The organism is Actinomadura alba, assembly GCF_014323705.1.
GTDB classification, from domain to species: Bacteria; Actinomycetota; Actinomycetes; order Streptosporangiales; family Streptosporangiaceae; genus Actinomadura_C; species Actinomadura_C alba.
In genome coordinates this window covers 175,845-193,358 of record NZ_JABVEC010000005.1, presented here as the reverse complement: position 1 = coordinate 193,358, position 17,514 = coordinate 175,845, and the positions used below count along the sequence as shown (strand labels likewise).

Sequence of the window (17,514 nt, the reverse complement as noted above, 5' to 3'; positions counted from 1 at the left end):
CACTCACCGTCCGGCGGCGTTCGCCCGCTGGGCGTTCTTGCGCTGATAGGCGCGCCATGTCGTCGCCCAGCGGGACGGGTCGTCCAGCGACGACCCGTCGATCTGAGCCACGACCTGGTTGTGCGGGGCCGACTTGACCATCGCCGGGGAGGTGCGCCCTTCTTCCATGACGTACGCGAGCACGTCGATCCAGTAGTCGATGTCCTCCAGCGACCACCCTTCGCCGGCCTCGGGCGTGAACGGCTCCGGCACGATCCACGGCTCGTGGCTGAGCCAGAACGCGTCGACGCCGAAGTCGGTCATGCGGTTCTGGACGTCCACGGCGGTCACGCCCGTCTGCTCGGTGTACTCGCCGAGGCTGAACCGGGTCATCTCCAGCCGCCGGAGGGTCAGGTGGTCGAACGACTTCGTGACGCCGGGGACCGCGAGCAGCCGCGCCTCCATGTAGTTGTTGGCCAGCACCGAGATGTCGGCCGCCTCGCGGATGCCGTCGGCTCCCATCGCCAGCAGCCACGAGTAGGCCTTGACCACCTGGGGCAGGTTGCCGAGGAACTCACGCACGCGGCCGATCCCCTCGGGGTTCTCGCGCCGCTCGTAGCCGGAGTCTGTCTGGACCACCAGCGGGCCGGGCAGGAACCGTTCGAGTTCGGGCGTGCAGCCGTACGCGCCGACCGCCGGACCGCCGCCGCCCTTCGGGACGCCGAACGTCTTGTGCAGCATGAACATGCACGCGTCGAAGCCCAGCTCGGCCGCCTTGATGCGGCCCATCACCCCGTTGAAGTTGGCGTGGTCGTAGAAGCACAGGCCGCCGGCCTCGTGCACGATGTCGACCCACTGCTTGATGTGCGGGTTGTAGATGCCCATGTCGTCCGGGTTGTTGATCATCAGCGACGCCGTACGGTCGCTCACGACCGCCCGCAGCGCTTCGAGCGACGGGTGACCGTCCCGCTCGACGGGCAAGGTGATCACGTTGAATCCGGCCGCCGCCGCGGTGGCCGGGTTGCAGGGGTGGGCCTGCGCGGTGGTGATGACGTCGCGCCGCTGCGCCAGTTCACCGCGCGACTCGTGGTAGGCGCGGGTGACGCACGCGTGGAGGTACGCGGCCGCCGCGCCGCCCCCGGCCTGGAACACGAACCGGCCCATTCCGGAGAGCTCGCGGAGCATCAGGTCGAACCGGTGGACGATCTCGAGCAGGCCCTGGATGCTGCCGTCGTCCTGGTGCGGGTGCACCTCGGCGACCTGGTCGCGCGCGGCGAGCAGTTCGTTGACCCTCGGGTTGTACTTCATCGTGCAGGTACCGAAGAGGCTGATCCCGACCATGCCCATCGTCTGCTGCGACAGGCGCAGGTAGTGCCGCAGCACGTCGGGTTCGGCCGCCTCCGGCAGATCCGGCGGGGTTGTACGGCGCACGCCCGCCGGCAGCGGGTCGCCGCCGCCCGCACCCTCCATGGGACCGGGCGGCACGGTACCGCGACGGCCGGGCGCACCCTGCTCCATGATCAGCGGCTCGTCCCAGACCGCGGCGTGGTAGCGACGTGCCGTACCGTCCGCGCGGTTCAGGCCGCCCGTGGTATTCGTGCCGTTCACGCCGTGGCTCATCCCGTCGTTCATGCCGTGACCGCCTCGTTGAGGGCGCTGACCAGCGCGGTGATGTCGTCTGCCGTGTGGATCTCGGTGACGCAGTAGAGGGCCGCCTGACCGAGCTCGGGGAAGTCCGCCGAGAGGTCCTTGCCGCCGAAGATGCCCCGGTCGCGCAGGAAGCCGTTGACCGCCGCGACGGACCGGCCGGTGCCGGTGAAGTCCACGACGAACTCCTTGAAGAACCCCGATGGCCAGAGCACCCGGAGGCCGGGTACCTCACCGATGCGCCGGGCCGCGTAGGCGCTGTTCGCCGCGATCGTCTCGCCGATGTCGGCGAACCCCTGCGGACCCATGAGGGCCATGTAGACGGCGTTGACCACCGTCCACAGGTAGACGGAGTTGCCGGTCCAGTCGTTGCCGTCCTCCCTCGACCCGTACGAGGTCTGGTGGAACAGCGTCATGCCGAACGCGCGCTCACCGGGCACGATGGTGTCGCACAGGCTGACCTGCAGGGTCGGGTACTCACGGGCGTAACGCTCGTCGTCGCGGGTGGCGATGAAGCCGCCGACGCCACCACCGGCGTTGAGGTGCACTCCGAGCGGCTGGGTGGTGCCCACGACGATGTCGGCGCCGTACTCCGGCGGCGGCATGAGGACGCCGAGCGAGATCGGGTCGACGCCGACGATGGTCTCGGCGCCGTGGCTGCGCGCGAGCCGCGCCACGGCTGCCGCGTCGGCCTCGATGACGCCCAGGTGATTGGGGGTCTCGAGGTACACGGCCGCGGTGGCCTCGCCCACCTTGGCCTCGAGGTCGGCCAGGTCCACCCGGCCGGTGGCCGGGTCGTGGCGGGCGACGACGACGGTGATCGGATCGTTCCCCTCGCCCGGGCCGCAGTAGGTCCGGATGACGGCCAGGCGCTCGGGGTCGAGCGTGCTCGGCACGACGACCTCGTGCCGGCCGGTGAGCCGGGCCGCCATCCGTACGGCGTGCCCGGCCGCCGCGCCCCAGCTGTAGACGGGCAGGCCGACGAACTCCATCCCGACCAGCTCGCCGAGCTGTGAGGCGTACTCGAACCAGGCCTGGTTACGGCCGTGGTCGGAGGACGGCGTGCCCCACACCGGGGTCAGGAACTCGCTGCGTGAGGCGATCTCGTCGCACACGGCCGGCACGTAGTGCTGCCAGCACCCGGCACCGAGGAAGTTCAGGTTCTCGGCGCAGCTGTCGTTGCGGTCGAGCAACCGCCGCACGTGCCGGCGCACCGTCGACTCGGCCGCGATGCCGGCGTCGAGGCCGATCGGTTTCGCCGTGAGGTGGTCGGCCGGGATCTGTTCGAACAGCTCGTCGACATCCGTGATGCCGACCGCCCGCATCATCGCGGTCTTCGCATCCGGCGTCGAGTTCGGCATATATGGATGTGCCACGGTCACGGTCCCTTCTGTGCACGTTCGCTCGTTGGGCTAGGCCACGATCCGCAAGACGGTGCTCCTGCCCCGCCCCGTGCGCACCTTGCGGTAGCCGGTGATCGGAGCGGTCGCGTGCTCGTCGCCGACGTCGATCCGCAGCGTCGGAGGATCGAGCGCGGCGATCTTGCCGCGCGCGGCGAGAATCTCGATGTTCCCGGCGCCGACCGCGTCGAGCACGGCGGCGCTGATCTGCTGGTTGCCCCGCCCGAGCAGGAAGCCCTGGCCGCCCACGACCCCGAGCACCAGCGTCGCCGCCGGATGCCGCCGGAGCAGCGACAGCAACTCGGCCTCGCTCGCGTCGGCGGCGAGCAGGCGCCCGTCGAGTACGGCGTCGACGCCGAGGCGCGATGCTTGCAGCCCGAGCGCGGCGTTGACGTGCGCCACCGTGGTGCCCGGCCCGAGCAGGTACAGCCGGTCCGCGGGCATCTCGCGGGCGATCTCGCGGCCCAGCGCCACGAGGTCCGCGTCGTCCGCCCCGGCGGTGAACGCCTTGGCGCGCTGCAGGGAACTCCTCGCGTCGGGCACTCTCGCGATGCCGAACATCCGGGGTGCGGCGCTCGCCAGGTCATCGCCGGCGAGATCGACCACCTCGGCGTCGGCACACCGGGCGCGGGCCGGATCGGCGACATAGCGGGCCGCCGTCTCGCCCGCCGCCTCCGGCCCCGTCGCGAACACGCCGGAGTGCATCTTCACCCCGGACGGCACGCCGAGGACGGGCACGGCGGTGCCCACCACGTCGACGATGTCGCGGGCCGTACCGTCACCGCCGGCGAACAGCAGAAGCGAGACGCCGGACTCGACCATCGCCCGCGCGGCGTCGCGCGTGTCCGCCGCCGTGGTCGGCCCGGTGCGGGAGCGGGGCAGCGTACGGACGGTCCAGCCTTCCCCGGTCAGGTGGTCGCCGCCCATCGGGCCGGCCGCCGCCAGCACCGGTACCCCCGGCGCGAGTTCGCGCAGCCGGTTCAGCGCACGGCGCGCCCTGTACGGCGCGACCGCGTCGGCACCCCGGCGCAACGCCGCCTCGAGCGCCGGCCCGTCGGTGCCGTGCAGGCCCACCCGGCCGCCCATCCCGGCGATCGGATTGACGATCACGCCGAGGGACGCCGGGCGGGCCGGTGGTGCCTGCGGTGGTGCTTCGGTCATGGCAGGAGACGAAGCTCCGCCGCCACGTCGTCCAGCGCCCGCCGCGCCACCGCCGCCATCTCATCGATCTCGGCCTCGGTCACCACGAACGGCGGCGAGAACGCGATCGTGTCGGCGGCCGGCAGGGCCCTGCTGATCACACCGAGCTCGCGGCTGCGCCGCACGACCGCGGGCGCCACCTTCAGCGCCGGGTCGAACGCCGTCAGCGGGTCGGTGGACCGGACGAACTCGACCGCCCCGAGCAGACCGTCACCGCGCACCTCCCCCACCAGCGGGTGGTCGCCGAACTCGGCCCGCAGCCGCTCGGCGAGACGCTCGCCACGGGCCTTGGCCTGCGGGATGAGCCCGTCGCGCTCGATGATGTCGAGGTTGGTCATGGCCGCGGCGGCCGCCAGCGGGTGCGCGGAGTAGGTGTAGCCGTGGCTGAAGACGCCGTACTTGTCCGACCCGCTCGCGATGACGTCCCACACGCTCTCGGAGACGAGGCAGGCCGAGAGCGGGATGTACGCCGACGTGATGCCCTTGGCGACGGTGATGAGGTCGGGGGTCATCCCGAAGACCTCGGAGCCGAAGTTCTGCCCGAGCCGGCCGAATCCGCAGACGACCTCGTCGGCGATGAGCAGCACGTCGTACTTGCGCAGCACCTCCTGGATCGCGGGGAAGTACGACTTGGGCGGGACGATGACTCCGCCGGCGGCCTGCACGGGCTCGGCGATGAAGGCGGCGACGGTGTCCGGCCCCTCAGCGAGGATCAGCCGCTCGAGTTCGTCGGCGAGCCCCTGGACGAATTCCTCCTCGCTCTGTCCCGGCTCCGCCTCCCACAGCCGGTGGGGTGCGCGCACGAAGTGCACCATCGGCAGCGGCAGATCGAACCCGGCGTGCATGTTGGGCAGACCGCACAGGCTGCCGGACATCACCGTCACCCCGTGGTAGCCGCGGTCGCGCGAGATGATCTTCTTCTTCTCCGGCCGGCCCAGGACGTTGTTGTAGTACCAGACGAGCTTGACCTGGGTGTCGTTCGCGTCGGAGCCGCTGTTGCCGAAGAACACCTTGGACATCGAGCCCGGCGCCATCGCGATGAGCCGCTGGGCCAGCCGCGCGACCGGCTCGTTCCCCATGGACGCGAAGGTGTGGTAGTACGCCAGCCGCTCCGTCTGGTCGCGCAGCGTCTCGGCCATCTCGGCGTTGCCGTAGCCGATGTTGACGCACCACAGGCCGGCCATCGCGTCGAGGTACGCCCGCCCCCGCGTGTCGGTCAGCGTCGATCCGTGCCCCTCGACGATGGTCAGCGGCCCGACCCGCTCGTGCTCGCGCACGTGCGTGAACGGGTGGAAGAAGAACTCTTTGTCGATGTCCTCGATCGTCATTCGCGCCTGCATCCATGGGAGTCGGTGTGTGGGGGGACCGGGGTCGGGGGCCGAGCCGGCGACCGCGAGGTCAATGTAGCAACAAATGGCCGCGTGGCGTACTGTTGGCCGCTATCCGGCCACCGGGGTGCCGGGATAACAGAATTTCGACAGATCTGCCGGGTATCCGGGCATGGAGGCTGACGCCGTGGACTCGACCTTCGACCGTTCTCAGCTGCGCGATCCGAGCCTGCTGCGGGAGGACCTCTTCATCGGCGGCGCCTGGACGCCCGGCTCGGCCGGGCGGCGCACCGACGTCGTCGACCCCGCCACCGGCGCCGTCATCGCGCGGATGGCCGACGCGACCGACGCCGATGTCCGGCGCGGCATCGAGGCGGCCGAGGCGGCGGCCCCTGCCTGGGGCACGACGACCGCGATCGAACGCGCACGCGTCATGCGCCGGTGGTACGACCTCATCGTCGCCAACGCCGACGACCTGGCGGCCATCCTCACCGCGGAACAGGGCAAGCCACTCGCCGAGGCGCGCGGTGAGATCCTGTACGGTGCGGGCTTCGTCGAGTGGTACGCCGAGGAGTGCAAGCGCACCTACGGCGAGGTCATCCCGACGAACGTCGCCGGGCGCAGGCTGCTCACCCTGCGCCAGCCGGTCGGCGTGAGCGCGGCCATCACACCCTGGAACTTCCCCTCGGCCATGATCCTGCGCAAGGCCGGACCGGCCCTCGCCGCCGGCTGCCCAATGATCATCAAGCCGGCCGAGGAGACGCCGCTGTCGGCCACCGCACTCGCCGAGCTCGGCGCCAGGGCGGGCGTCCCGGACGGTGTCCTCAGCGTGGTGGCCGGTCCCCCGGCGACGATCGGCGAGATCCTGACCTCGCACCCGGGGGTGCGGGCGCTGAGCTTCACCGGCTCGACCGAGGTCGGCAAGCTGCTGATGGCCCAGAGCGCGCGCACCGTGAAGAAGGTCGCTCTGGAGCTCGGCGGCAACGCGCCGCTCATCGTGTTCGACGACGCCGACCTGGACGCGGCGGTCGCCGGTGCGATGGCCTCGAAGTTCCGCAACGCCGGGCAGACGTGCGTCTGCGCCAACCGGGTCATCGTGCAGTCCGGCATCCACGACGCCTTCGTCCAGCGGTTCCGTACGGCCATCGAGGAGCTGACCGTCGGCAACGGGTTCGAGGACGGCTCCGAGCAGGGCCCGCTGATCTCGGAGGCCGCGGTCGAGAAGGTGCAGCGGCACATCGGCGACGCCGTCGCCGGGGGGGCCACCGTGGTCAGCGGCGGCGGCCGGCACCCGCTCGGTCGCACCTTCTTCGAGCCCACCCTGCTCACCGGGGTGCGGCCCGGCATGCTGGTGGCGCGGGAGGAGACGTTCGGCCCGGTGGCCGCCGTGATCGAGTTCAGCACCGAGGACGAGGCGATCGCGATGGCCAACGACACGCCGTTCGGCCTCGCCTCGTACTTCTTCACCACCGACCTGGGCCGGATGTGGCGGGTCGGCGAGGCCCTCGAGTTCGGCGTCGTCGGCGTGAACACCGGCCTGATCTCCTATGAGGGCGCGCCGTTCGGCGGGATGAAGGAGTCGGGGGTGGGCCGCGAGGGCTCGCGGCACGGCATCGACGAGTTCACCGAGCTGAAGTACCTCTGCGTCGACGGGCTCGGCGGCTGAGACGCCGTCCGGCTCAGCCGCCGGACGCACGGTCCGGACCATCGGCATCGGCATCGGCATCGCCCTCGGCGCCGACGCCGGTGCCGGCCAGGCGGTGCCCCGGACCGTCCTGGCGGGCGACGTCCATGCCCTCGCGGACCCACGTGACGCACGCCCGGGTCCCGGGGACACCGTCGACGATGACCAGGCAGTCGAAGCACACGCCCATGCCGCAGAACAGCCCGCGGGGTTCGCCGTCCGCCGTCGTCCGGAGAGTCAGCTCACCATCGGCCATCAGCGCCGCCGCCACGCTCTCTCCCAGGTAGGCGGGCGTGGGCCGGCCGTCGACCGTGATGGTCACCACCGGCCCGCGCTCGAGGCCGGGCCCCGCCGGGAGCCGGGGCCGCTCCACCGTCATGGCCGGTCCACCTCCGGCAGCAGCCCCTCTTCGACCAGCACGGCGCGCATGCTGCGCAGGCTCGCCGGATCGGTGATGGGCAGCCTCGGCCGGCGGACATGCCCGGCCGGCTGGCCGAGCATCGTCATCAGGGCCTTCAACTGGCTCTGGTACGCGCCGTACCTGCCCGCCCAGCCGCCGGGCAGCCAGAGCTTCGGGAACAGCCGGTCGCCCGCGACCGCGTGGGCGTGCGGGCCGTCGAAGTCGCCGCGCCAGTACGACTCCCAGAAGCCGGCGTCGGGACGCCCGTGCAGGGAACCGCCGCCGACCGTGCCGTCGCCCCCTTCGGTGCGCAGCACCTCGACGCCCCGGACGCTCATGTAGGGACCGAAGACGCGCACACGATCACGCACGCGACGGGACGTCTCGAAGAACTGGTCGGCGTCCGGGGTGCTGTCCTTGATGGCCACGACTTGGTCGATGTCGGCGAGCCGGTCGGCCAGCTCGGTGCCGATGTCGACGCCGCTGCCGTGCGGCCAGTTGTAGACGGCGATCGGGCCGTCGACCGCCGCGTCGAGGTCACGGTAGAACTCGATCACCTCGTCCGGGAACAGCTTGGCGTACGGCGGCGGCGACGCCAGTACGCCGTCCGCCCCGGCGGCGAGCGCGTGGCGCGCGAACCCGGCGGTCTCCTTGGCGGTGTAGGCGGTGCAGCCGACGAGTACCCGCAGGCGCCCGGCCGCCTGACCGACCGCGCTCTCGGCGACCGCCCGGCGCTCCTCCGCCGTCTGCGAGAACCACTCGCCGCACGTTCCGTTGACCACGATGCCGTGCATGCCCTCGCTCACGTAGTGGTCCACCAGTGCGCGCAGGGTGTCGAGGTCGAGGTCGCCCGACTCCGTGAACGGCGTGACGAAGGCGGGGAAGTACCCCTGCCAGTCGACGTCGTCTCGATCCATTACTCCTCCATCTCAGATCGTGCGGGCATCTCAGAGCGTGCCGGCGGTCAGGGCGTCGTGCGGTCCAGCGCGTACCGCTCGGGGAACCGCCGGTCGGGCGAGGGCGAGGCCATGTAGGTGGCCAGCCGCCGGGCGAGCAGCGGGCTGAACGTGAAACCGGTCGACGAGACGCAGGCATGGAATCCGGGTACCCGCTCCGACTCGCCCACGATCGGCGAGAAGTCGTCGGTGAACACGATCACCCCGGACCAGGTGCGTACGACCCGGACGTCCGCGAGCGCCGGCACGACCGACACCGCCACCGCCGTACTGCCCGCCGCGCTGTGCCAGCTCGTCGGATAGCGGTGCGGCCGGGCGGCCTCGGGCGTGGGCCAGCCGCCGCCGATGATGAACGTGTTCTGCTCGGTCTGCTTGAGCGTGAGCCGGCGGCCGATGTGCTGGACCATGGGGGTTAGCAGCCGTGGCCGCGGCTCCGTCACGTTGACATGCAGGCCCTCGCTGCGGACCGGCAGCCGCAGCCCGGCCATCGCCGCCAGCTCACCCGACCAGGCCCCCGCACAGTCGACGACGCGGTGCGCGTCGATCGAGCCGGCGTCGGTGTGGACGGTGAACCGCCGGGCCCCGGTCGCGGCGACCACGTCGATGCCGGTCACCTCGGTGCGGGTGCGGATCACGGCCCCGTGCTGTACGGCGCGCAGCGCGTACAACGGCGCGACGATCAGCGGATTGGCGTGCCCTTCGAGCGGGCAGTAGGTCGCCCCGACGACGGTCTCGGCCAGGAAGGGCGCGCGCCGCCTCAGCTCGGCGCCGGTGACGACCTCGGTCTCGATGCCGGCGAGCCGCTCCAGCTCGTACTTGTCCCGCAGGGTCCGCAGTTGCTCCGCGGTCTCGGCGACCATCCATCCACCGGTCAGGTGGACGTCCAGCGGGCCGTCGAGTTCCTCGCCGAGCTCCTGCCACATCGCGAACGCCTTGAGGCTGAGCCTGGCCTCGGCGAGCAGCCGCTCACGGTCGGCCGCGGCGCCCTGGCCGGACAGCTGATGGATGGCGAGCTGCAGATGGAAGCTGCCGGCGTTGGTGCCGGACGCCTCGCGGTTGAGCTCGCCGCGTTCGACGAGAGTGACCTCGACGCCGGCCTTGGCGAGGTAGTACGCCATCGCCGTGCCCGCGATCCCGCCCCCGACGACGAGGACGTCGGTGGCGGCCGGCAACGGTGCGCGGCCGCTCTCGGCGGTCGGCCACAGCGCGGGGTGCAGCACGTCGGTCACGGTTCCCCGGGCCCTTCGGATTCGGTGTCGTCGCCTGTGTCAGAGCCCGTGCCGGAGCCCGTGCCGGAGCCCGTGCCGGAGCCCGCGTCCCCGGCCACGAACAGGGTCGGGCTCTCGATCGAGTGGTCGGCGAGCGCGCTGATCGGCACCGGCCGCACCGGCATGCGAGGCGTGGCCGGCGCGATGTCCGCGACCGGCCGGCCGTGCCGGCGGGCGATGAGCGCGGCCACCTGGCGCTGACAGTTCTTGCCCTGGCACGGGCCCATGCCGGCCCGGGTGTAGGCCTTCACCACGTTGACGTCGTCGGTGGCCTCGATCGCCGGCGCGAGGTCGCGCCCGCGGACGCCCTCGCATCGGCAGACCACCGTGTCGTCGGTGGACAGCTCGAAGATGCCGGGGCCGACGCGGTACAGCCGCGAGGTCGCGACGTTGAGCGCCCGGCGGCGGGCCAGCCGGTGTCGGGCCGGTGCCGCCGCCGCGACGGCCTCGTCCGCGCTCATCGCGCCGGCGTCCATCGCCGCCGCGAGGCCGGCGACGCGGCCCTCGTCGATGGCGACGAACGATCCTTCGACGCCCGCGCCGTCACCGGCCGCGTAGACGCCGTCGACGGTCGTGCGGTGCCATTCGTCGCGGTGCACGACATGACCGCCGAGGTCCTCCTGGTAGTCGAACGCGCAGCCCACCAGCCGCATGAGCTCCAGCGAGGGCACGAAGCCGTACCCGAGGCACAGGACGTCGACGTCGACGCTCTGCTCAGTGCCCGGGACGACCCGCCAGTCGGCGTCGACGGCCGCGTGCACCACCCGTTCGACCCGGCCGTCGCCCTCGGCGCGGACGACGATCCGCCCGTACCGCAGCGGGATCCGGTGTCTCAGCAGCAGGCTCCGGTAGCGCGCGGCGTCGCGCAGCAGCGCGGTGTTGCCGCGGGCCGCCCGGGCGATGCCGAGGAGGTCGGCGGGCCGCGGCGCCGGGCCGGCCTCCAGTGCCGCCACGATGTGCGCGCCGTAGTGTCCGAGCTGTGCCGGGAAGGCCAGCGCGACCGGGCCCGAGCCGGCGAAGAGCATGCGCCGGCCCGGCAGCACGCGCTGCGTCTTCGCCAGGGTCTGCAACCCGCCCGCGGTGATGACGCCGGGCAGGGTCCAGCCGGGGAAGGCCACCGGCCGGTCGTGGGCCCCAGGCGCGAGCACCATCCGCTGCGCCGTCACGGTGGTCGCGGTGGACCCTTCGGTGACCAGCACCGCCTGCCGCCCCTCGACGGCGACGACACTCGTACGCAACCGCACCGAGACATCGGTGTCCTGGAGCGATTCGATCAGGGATCTGCCGTACCGGAACTGGCGGTCCATCGCAGCCGGGTCCGTGACCGTGAAGCCCGGACCCGGCTGCTTGTAGATCTGGCCACCGAGAGTCGGGCGCTCGTCGGCGAGCAGGACGTGCATGCCCGCCGCGCTCGCCGCGAGAGCGGCCGAGATGCCCGCCGGACCTCCTCCGACGACGAGGAGGTCAGGATCCAGGTAGCTACCGGCCACTGCTCAGCAGCCCTCCGGCATGACCGGGAACTCCGACACCTCGAAGTTCTTCTGGTACAGCTGGCCGAGCGTGCCGTCCTTCTGCACCTTGCACAGGAACGCGTCCAGCTTCGTTTGCAGCGTGCCGTTGCCCTTCTGCACGGCCCACGCGCCGTAGGAGAGGTCCAGCGGCTTCGGCAGGGCGGCCTTCTTCACCTGGTTCGCGTTGCTCTTCTGGTACTGCGCCAGGATGTAGTCCTCGACGACGGTGCCCTGGGCGCGTCCCGTCGCCACCTGGAGCAGAGCAGCGTTCTGGTCGCTGAAGCTCGTCACCTTGGCCTGCGGGAAGGACTTCTTGGCCAGCTGCTCACCCGTGGAGCCCTGCAGAGCCGTGATGACCTTGCCCTTGACGTTGTAGCTTTCGACCGTCGCCGGTGAGGTGTCGTTCTGCCCGACCGCCAGCACACTGGTGTACGGAACGTACGCGCGGGTGAAGTCGATGACCTTCTTACGCTCTTCGGTCGCCGACAGGCCGACCGAGACCAGGTCGAACTTCTTGCTCTGCAGGCCCGGGATGAGCCCGTTGAAGTCCAGGTTCTGGATGTCGAGCTTGACGCCCAGCTCGGCGGCGAGCTTGTTGAGCAGGTCGACGTCGTAGCCGGCCGGCTTGCCGGCAGCGTCCAGGTACATCTCTGGCTTGAACTGCAGGTTCATCCCCACGGTGAGCGTTCCGGCCCGGTTGAGGCCGGCGCCGTCGCCGTCACCGCCGGAGGAGTCCGACCCCCCGCACGCCACGAGGACCAGGGCGGACATGACGGCGACACCTGCCAGGGCGGTGCGTCTCACCGCCGACCACGACTTCACGATTCTGGGCACGGGCTTCCTCTTTCGATGCTGAAGGCGAGGGTTGGAGAGGGGGTGGAGCCTCATGAGCCGAGGTCGGCCATGAGCTGCTTGATGCGCCGCCGCTTGCGAGAGCGCAGGGCCCGCGCCATCGCCCCGCTGGGCGGGCTGGCGTAGCCGTTCTCGATGAGGCGGAACACGAGGTCGATGACGAAGGCCGCGAGTACGTAGATCGCCGCGGCGGCCGTGTAGAGCACGAAGGGCTGGAAGGTCTGGGACACCACGTTCTGCGTGACCCGCACGACCTCGAGCAGCCCGATCACGGTGAAGGTCGAGGTGTCCTTCACCATGCCGATGTACATGCTGCCGATGTTCGGCAGGGCGATCTTGATCGCCTGGGGCAGGATGACCGAGAAGAACACCCGGATCGGCCGCATGCCCAGGGCCTGACCGGCCTCACGGTGGCCGGCTGGGACGGCGCTGAGCGCCGACCGGAAGATCTCCGCCATGAACGCGCTGTACAGCAACGACAGCGCGATCACGCCGGCCTGGAAGACGCTGAAGTCAACGCCCAGCAGCAGCGAGACGCCGAAGTACACCCAGATCACGCTGACCAGGGCCGGCACCCCGCGGAAGACGTTGATGTAGACGACGGCGATGTAGGAGATGGGCGGTCGCGACATCCGCATGATCGCCAGGAGCAGGCCGCCCGCGATCGAGATGACCACGGCGCAGAGCGACACCTCCAGGGCGACGAGCAGGCCGTTCAGCAGGGCGCTGTGGTTGTCCCAGATGAGTCCCCAGTCGTACATCAGCGCACCGCCAGGATGAACTCGCGGGCGCGGGCACTCGTGCAGTTCTCGAAGAACCCGCGCGGGCCGCTCTCGACGACCACGCCGTCCTCCATGAACACGTTCAGATCCCCGATCTCCCTGGCGAAGCCGAGTTCGTGGGTGACCACGACCATCGTCATCCCGGCCTCGGCGACCTCTCGCATCGTCTTGAGCACTTCACCCACCAGTTCGGGGTCCAGTGCCGAGGTCGGCTCGTCGAAGAGCATCACCTCGGGGTCGAGGGCCAGCGCGCGGGCGATCGCGACGCGTTGCTGTTGCCCCCCGGACAGTTGCTGCGGGTAGTGGCCCGCGCGCTGCAGCAGCCCGACCCGGCGCAGGGCCTCGGCCGACTTCAGTTGCGCGTCGGCCCGCTTGAGCCCGCGTACCGATCGCAGTGGCAGGGCCACGTTGTCGAGCGCGGTGAGATGCGGGAACAGATTGAACTGCTGGAACACCATGCCGACGGTGCGGCGCAGGTCCAGCGCCTTTCCCCGGCGGGTCACCCGCTCACCCGGCAGGCCCGGGCCGTACTCGGTCCCCGCCACCTTGAGCGAGCCCGAGGTCGGCGGTTCGAGCAGGTTGATGCTGCGCAGCACCGTCGACTTTCCCGAGCCGGACGGCCCGAAGATCACGACGTGCTCGCCGGAGAAGATCTCCAGATCGATGCCGCACAGGACCTCGAGGTCGCCGAACGACTTGCGGATGCCGCGCAACTCGACGATCGGTGCGATCTTGTCCGCCGCGCTCGCGCGCGGAGTCTCGTCGCCCGCGCTCACGCGCGGACCTCCGTGACACAGACGTACAGGTCGTCGGGGTCCTGGAAGTAGGCGTAGCGCCAGGTGGCCCCGCCGCCGAGGTCGATCGTGGCCGGCTCGCCGACGAGGGCGATGCCCTCGGCCGCGAGGTACTCCAGCGCGCTGTCGATACATCGCGCGCCCACGGCGAACTCGTAGGTGCCGATGTGTCCCCACTCCCCGCGCATGTCGGGTGACGGCGGGAAGTGCTGTACGGGTTCGAGGGCGCCGCCGTACGGGCTGGTGAGCAGCGTCATCCGCTGGCGCGGCGGGGTGCGCGGATGGAACCACGGGTGCATCGGCTCGAAGTGGCCGTCGGACTCGAACAACTGCCCGGTGAAGCCGAGCCCCTGGTAGAAGCGCCGCGTGCGCTCGAGGTCGGCCACGCCGAACGCCACGTGGTTGACGCCCTGCGGGCCGGGCTCGACCGGCCAGCCCGCTTCGAGCGTCGACCACTCGATGAGCTCGATCTTCGCGCCGTCGGGATCGGCGACATAGGAGAGGCCACAGTGGGTCTGGTACGGCGGGAGGTCGGCCTCGTTCGGCTCCATCAGTCCCGTGTGCCCGCGTGCGACGAGGTCGCGGTAGAAGTCGCTCTGGCCGTTGACGTGCACGCAGACTTCACAGATCCCGGGCTCACCCCAGGCCTGCCCCTCGGGGGCCGGCGGTGGGGTCCGGCCGGTGGTCTGCACCAGCTTGATCGACGCTCTGCCGAGGACCGTCGGGTTGCGCGTGCGGAGGAGGACCACCCGCGCCTCGGTGTCGTCGTATCCGGTCACCGTGGACAGTCCCGGCAGCGGGCCCGTGTAGTCGAAGGCGACGTCGGTGAACCCCAGTTCGGCATAGAACGCGAGCGACGCCGTCATGTCCGAGACGCCGATGCCGATGTGGTCCAGCCCCATCAGCGTTCCATGTCTGCGAGTGGTGGTTACCATCTATTCCGCGACCTCCCAGTGGCTTGACCAGCCCAAACGTCGGCACGAGCCGGCCCGCCGATGCGTTGCGGGAGATGCTCGCATATCGTTCTGATGCGCGCAAGACGTACAAGACTCCTCATAGCGAGCAATTGTGCGCTTGACGCACAGAAAGTCTGTCAATAACATCGCGGCCATCACGCCGTCCCACGCCGCACCGGCGTACGAGGTCGTCCCGTTATCCGCCGCATCCGCGCGATGCCGGGCCGGGCGCGCGGCAGAGAGAGGTCTCCCATGACCATGCGGATCGGCGTCAAGCTCCCCCACACGGGCAGCGCCGCGCCGGCGTCCCTGGCCCGCAGCGCGCGCGATCTGGAGCTGGCGGGGTTCGACTCCCTCTGGGTCAGCGACCACGTGGTGCTGCCGGACGTCATCGAATCGCGCTATCCGTTCGCGGCCGACGGCAGGGCCACCTGGCCGACGGACACCCCGTACCTCGAGGCCCTCGTCTCACTGGCCGCGGCCGCCGCGGTCACCGAGCGGGTCCGGCTCGGAACGGCCGCGCTCGTCCTCCCGCAGCGCAACCCGGTGCTGCTCGCGAAGCAGGTCGCCAGCATCGACGCGCTGTCCGGCGGACGCGTCGCCCTGGGCATCGGCGCGGGCTGGCTGCGGGAGGAGTTCGACGCCCTCGACACGCCCTTCGACACGCGTGGCGCCCGCATGGTCGAGTGGATCACTCTCCTGCGCGAATGCTGGACGGGGCGGCCCGCCGCCCGCTCCGGGACGCACTACAACCTGCCGCCGGACACGGTGGTGCTGCCCACGCCCGCACACGCCGTTCCGCTCTACGTCGGTGGTCACTCCCCGACCGCACTGCGGCGCGCGGCGCAGCTCGGCGACGGCTGGCTGGCCCAGCAGGCCGCCCCCGAACTCGATCCGGGCCGGCTCGCCGATGAGATCGCGACCATCCGCTCGACCGCTTCGGCGGCGGGGCGCGACCCGTCGGCCCTGCGGGTCGTGCTCAGGATCGTCTCGTCGGCCGGCCGGGCCGCCGACATCGCCCGCCGGATCGGTGCGCTCGGCGCGGCCGGTGTCGACGAGGTCATCGTCGACGTCGACCCCCTCGACGGCGACGCCGGCTCCGACCACGCGGTGCTCCGCGACGCCGTGAGCGCCCGATGACCGCCTCGTCCACCACGCCGGCGGCCGGCACGCTGCTGGCCGGACGGCGCGTGATCGTCACGGGCGGCGCGAACGGCATCGGCGCGACCGTCGCGCGGCGGTTCGCCGAGATGGGGGCGCGCGGCGTGGTGCTCGACCTGCCCGCCGCTCTCGCCGGCGGCGCACCGCCGGAGAGCTGGCACGCGCTACCGGTCGACGTACGTGACGAGGAGTCGACCCGCTCCGCCATGGCCGAGTCGGCCCGGCTGCTGACCGGCGTCGACGCGGTCGTGGCCGCCGCCGGAGTGGTCCCGTCCTGGCAGCGTCCGGCGGAGCTGGATCTCGCCGACTTCGACCGGGTGCTCTCCGTCAACGCGCGCGGCGTCGCCTGCACGATCAAACATGCGTCTCCCCTGCTCGGACCGGGTGCGACCATCACGGTGGTGGCCTCGCTGAACTCCTGGCGCGGAGACCCGAACATCACGTCCTACGCCGCCGGCAAGCACGCCGCACTCGGCATCGTCCGGTCGGCGGCGCTCGCGCTCGGGCCGGCGGGGATCCGGGTCAACGCCGTGGCACCGGGCCCGATCGCGACCGAGGCGCTGCGATCGCGCATGGCGTCCCGCCGGGCCGCCACCGGTCTGCGGGTCGACGAAGCGCTCGAGCAGGTGGCCCGGGCCACCGCGCTCGGCCGGATCGCCACCACCGCCGAGGTCGCCGACACGATCGCATTCCTCACCAGCGATCTGTCCTCGGCCATCACCGGCCAGCTGATCAATGTCGACGGCGGAGTCCACTAGCGAACCCCTGAGGAGTCAGGTGTATCTCGACCAGAACGCGCTCGCCGGTCGCACCGTGCTGCTCACGGGCGCGTCCCGCGGCATCGGAGCGGTGACCGCGCGCGCACTCGCGAGCGCGAACGCCAACGTCATCGCGCAGTACCGCACGCAGCGCGAGGGCGCCGAGCGGGCGCTCGAAACGCTCCCCGCCGACCGGAGGCTGGTCCTGCAGGCCGACCTCACGACGCCCGCCGCCGCCCGCGACCTGTGGCGCTCGGCCCTCACCTGGGGTCCGGACGTCGACGTGCTGGTGCTCAACGCCGCCGTCAACCCCGACACGCCGATCGACGGACCGGACGAGGTCTGGGACGCGGGATGGCAGGAGGCCCTGCAGGTGAACGTCATCGGCGCGGGCGCCCTGATGCGCGAGGCGGTCCGCCACTTCGTCGCACGCGGATCCGGGACGATCATCGTGCTGTCGAGCTGGGCGGCGGAGCAGGGCTCGCGGCTACCCGACCTCACGGCGTACGCGGCGTCGAAGGCCGCGATCCGAAACCTCGCCCAGACCTTCGCGCGCAACTTCGCCCGGCAGGGCCTGCTCGTCCACATACTCGCGCCGGGGGCCGTCAACACCGGCATGGCCATCGCCGGGCAGGACGAATCCGCCCGCCGAGCGGTCGCGGACGGTCTGGCGATGGGCCGCCTGGTCGAGGCCGACGAGGTCGCGTCACTCGTCGCCTTTCTCGCGACCGGCGGATGGCCTAGTCTCACGGGGGCCACACTGGACGTCAACGGTGCGTCTTACATCCGATAGCCGATCGGCGGGCGTTCGCCCCGTCGTACATCCCAGGAGGTCATC

At 71.3% G+C, this 17,514-nt stretch carries 16 protein-coding genes; 4 read left to right on the top strand and 12 right to left on the bottom strand.

Annotation, left to right across the window (positions count from 1 at the left end; all coding sequences use genetic code 11):
• Positions 1–3: 3 nt before the first annotated feature.
• Genes gcvPB through HKK74_RS09580 form a run of 4 tightly spaced genes read right to left on the bottom strand, consistent with a single transcriptional unit; the run spans position 4 to position 5,554 of the window.
• Entirely contained in the window at positions 4–1,587 is a 1,584-nt protein-coding gene (gene gcvPB / locus HKK74_RS09595; RefSeq protein WP_312881377.1) for an aminomethyl-transferring glycine dehydrogenase subunit GcvPB, read from the bottom strand.
• Between the two features lie 20 nt (positions 1,588–1,607).
• Positions 1,608–3,002, bottom strand: a complete 1,395-nt coding sequence (gcvPA, locus tag HKK74_RS09590; RefSeq protein ID WP_222722071.1) for an aminomethyl-transferring glycine dehydrogenase subunit GcvPA — start codon at positions 3,000–3,002, stop codon at positions 1,608–1,610.
• A 36-nt stretch (positions 3,003–3,038) separates the two neighbouring features.
• On the bottom strand, positions 3,039–4,187 hold the full coding sequence (locus HKK74_RS09585; protein WP_187242756.1) for an ATP-NAD kinase family protein: 1,149 nt from the start codon (positions 4,185–4,187) through the stop codon (positions 3,039–3,041).
• Complete coding sequence (locus HKK74_RS09580) at positions 4,184–5,554, bottom strand: aminotransferase (protein ID WP_222722070.1); 1,371 nt, start codon at positions 5,552–5,554, stop codon at positions 4,184–4,186. The genes HKK74_RS09585 and HKK74_RS09580 overlap by 4 nt, the downstream gene beginning before the upstream one ends.
• 172 nt (positions 5,555–5,726) lie before the next feature.
• On the opposite strand from HKK74_RS09580, the gene HKK74_RS09575 reads away from it, so the two are divergent.
• Complete coding sequence (locus tag HKK74_RS09575; RefSeq protein WP_187242754.1) at positions 5,727–7,220, top strand: NAD-dependent succinate-semialdehyde dehydrogenase; 1,494 nt, start codon at positions 5,727–5,729, stop codon at positions 7,218–7,220.
• 13 nt (positions 7,221–7,233) lie between these two features.
• On the opposite strand, the gene HKK74_RS09570 is transcribed toward HKK74_RS09575, so the two are convergent.
• The 8 genes from HKK74_RS09570 to HKK74_RS09535 are packed head-to-tail and all read right to left on the bottom strand — an operon-like array spanning position 7,234 to position 14,703.
• Positions 7,234–7,617: a (2Fe-2S)-binding protein gene (locus tag HKK74_RS09570; RefSeq protein WP_187242753.1), complete on the bottom strand. Its 384-nt coding sequence runs from the start codon at positions 7,615–7,617 to the stop codon at positions 7,234–7,236.
• Positions 7,614–8,555 (bottom strand): dihydrodipicolinate synthase family protein, encoded by a 942-nt coding sequence (locus HKK74_RS09565; protein WP_187242752.1) that lies wholly within the window; start codon positions 8,553–8,555, stop codon positions 7,614–7,616. Before HKK74_RS09565 ends, HKK74_RS09570 begins: the two co-directional genes overlap by 4 nt.
• Positions 8,556–8,602: 47 nt before the next feature.
• Positions 8,603–9,823: an NAD(P)/FAD-dependent oxidoreductase gene (locus HKK74_RS09560; RefSeq protein ID WP_187242751.1), complete on the bottom strand. Its 1,221-nt coding sequence runs from the start codon at positions 9,821–9,823 to the stop codon at positions 8,603–8,605.
• The gene (locus tag HKK74_RS09555; protein WP_187242750.1) at positions 9,820–11,352 is read right to left on the bottom strand and encodes an FAD/NAD(P)-dependent oxidoreductase; all 1,533 of its coding nucleotides are present in this window, start codon (positions 11,350–11,352) and stop codon (positions 9,820–9,822) included. The genes HKK74_RS09560 and HKK74_RS09555 overlap by 4 nt, the downstream gene beginning before the upstream one ends.
• A 3-nt stretch (positions 11,353–11,355) precedes the next feature.
• Positions 11,356–12,207, bottom strand: a complete 852-nt coding sequence (locus tag HKK74_RS09550; RefSeq protein ID WP_187242749.1) for a substrate-binding periplasmic protein — start codon at positions 12,205–12,207, stop codon at positions 11,356–11,358.
• A gap of 50 nt (positions 12,208–12,257) precedes the next feature.
• The gene (locus HKK74_RS09545; RefSeq protein WP_187242748.1) at positions 12,258–12,986 is read right to left on the bottom strand and encodes an amino acid ABC transporter permease; all 729 of its coding nucleotides are present in this window, start codon (positions 12,984–12,986) and stop codon (positions 12,258–12,260) included.
• The gene (locus HKK74_RS09540) at positions 12,986–13,783 is read right to left on the bottom strand and encodes an amino acid ABC transporter ATP-binding protein (protein WP_312881372.1); all 798 of its coding nucleotides are present in this window, start codon (positions 13,781–13,783) and stop codon (positions 12,986–12,988) included. The genes HKK74_RS09545 and HKK74_RS09540 overlap by 1 nt, the downstream gene beginning before the upstream one ends.
• A complete protein-coding gene (locus HKK74_RS09535; RefSeq protein WP_187242747.1) occupies positions 13,780–14,703 on the bottom strand; it encodes a VOC family protein in 924 nt (307 codons plus the stop codon). The genes HKK74_RS09540 and HKK74_RS09535 overlap by 4 nt, the downstream gene beginning before the upstream one ends.
• 306 nt (positions 14,704–15,009) lie before the next feature.
• Here HKK74_RS09535 and HKK74_RS09530 point away from each other — a divergent pair, with 306 nt between their 5' ends.
• Genes HKK74_RS09530 through HKK74_RS09520 form a run of 3 tightly spaced genes read left to right on the top strand, consistent with a single transcriptional unit; the run spans position 15,010 to position 17,469 of the window.
• Complete coding sequence (locus HKK74_RS09530) at positions 15,010–15,897, top strand: TIGR03619 family F420-dependent LLM class oxidoreductase (protein WP_187242746.1); 888 nt, start codon at positions 15,010–15,012, stop codon at positions 15,895–15,897.
• Entirely contained in the window at positions 15,894–16,676 is a 783-nt protein-coding gene (locus tag HKK74_RS09525; RefSeq protein WP_187242745.1) for an SDR family NAD(P)-dependent oxidoreductase, read from the top strand. The genes HKK74_RS09530 and HKK74_RS09525 overlap by 4 nt, the downstream gene beginning before the upstream one ends.
• A gap of 19 nt (positions 16,677–16,695) precedes the next feature.
• Entirely contained in the window at positions 16,696–17,469 is a 774-nt protein-coding gene (locus HKK74_RS09520) for an SDR family NAD(P)-dependent oxidoreductase (protein WP_187242744.1), read from the top strand.
• Positions 17,470–17,514: the final 45 nt, after the last annotated feature.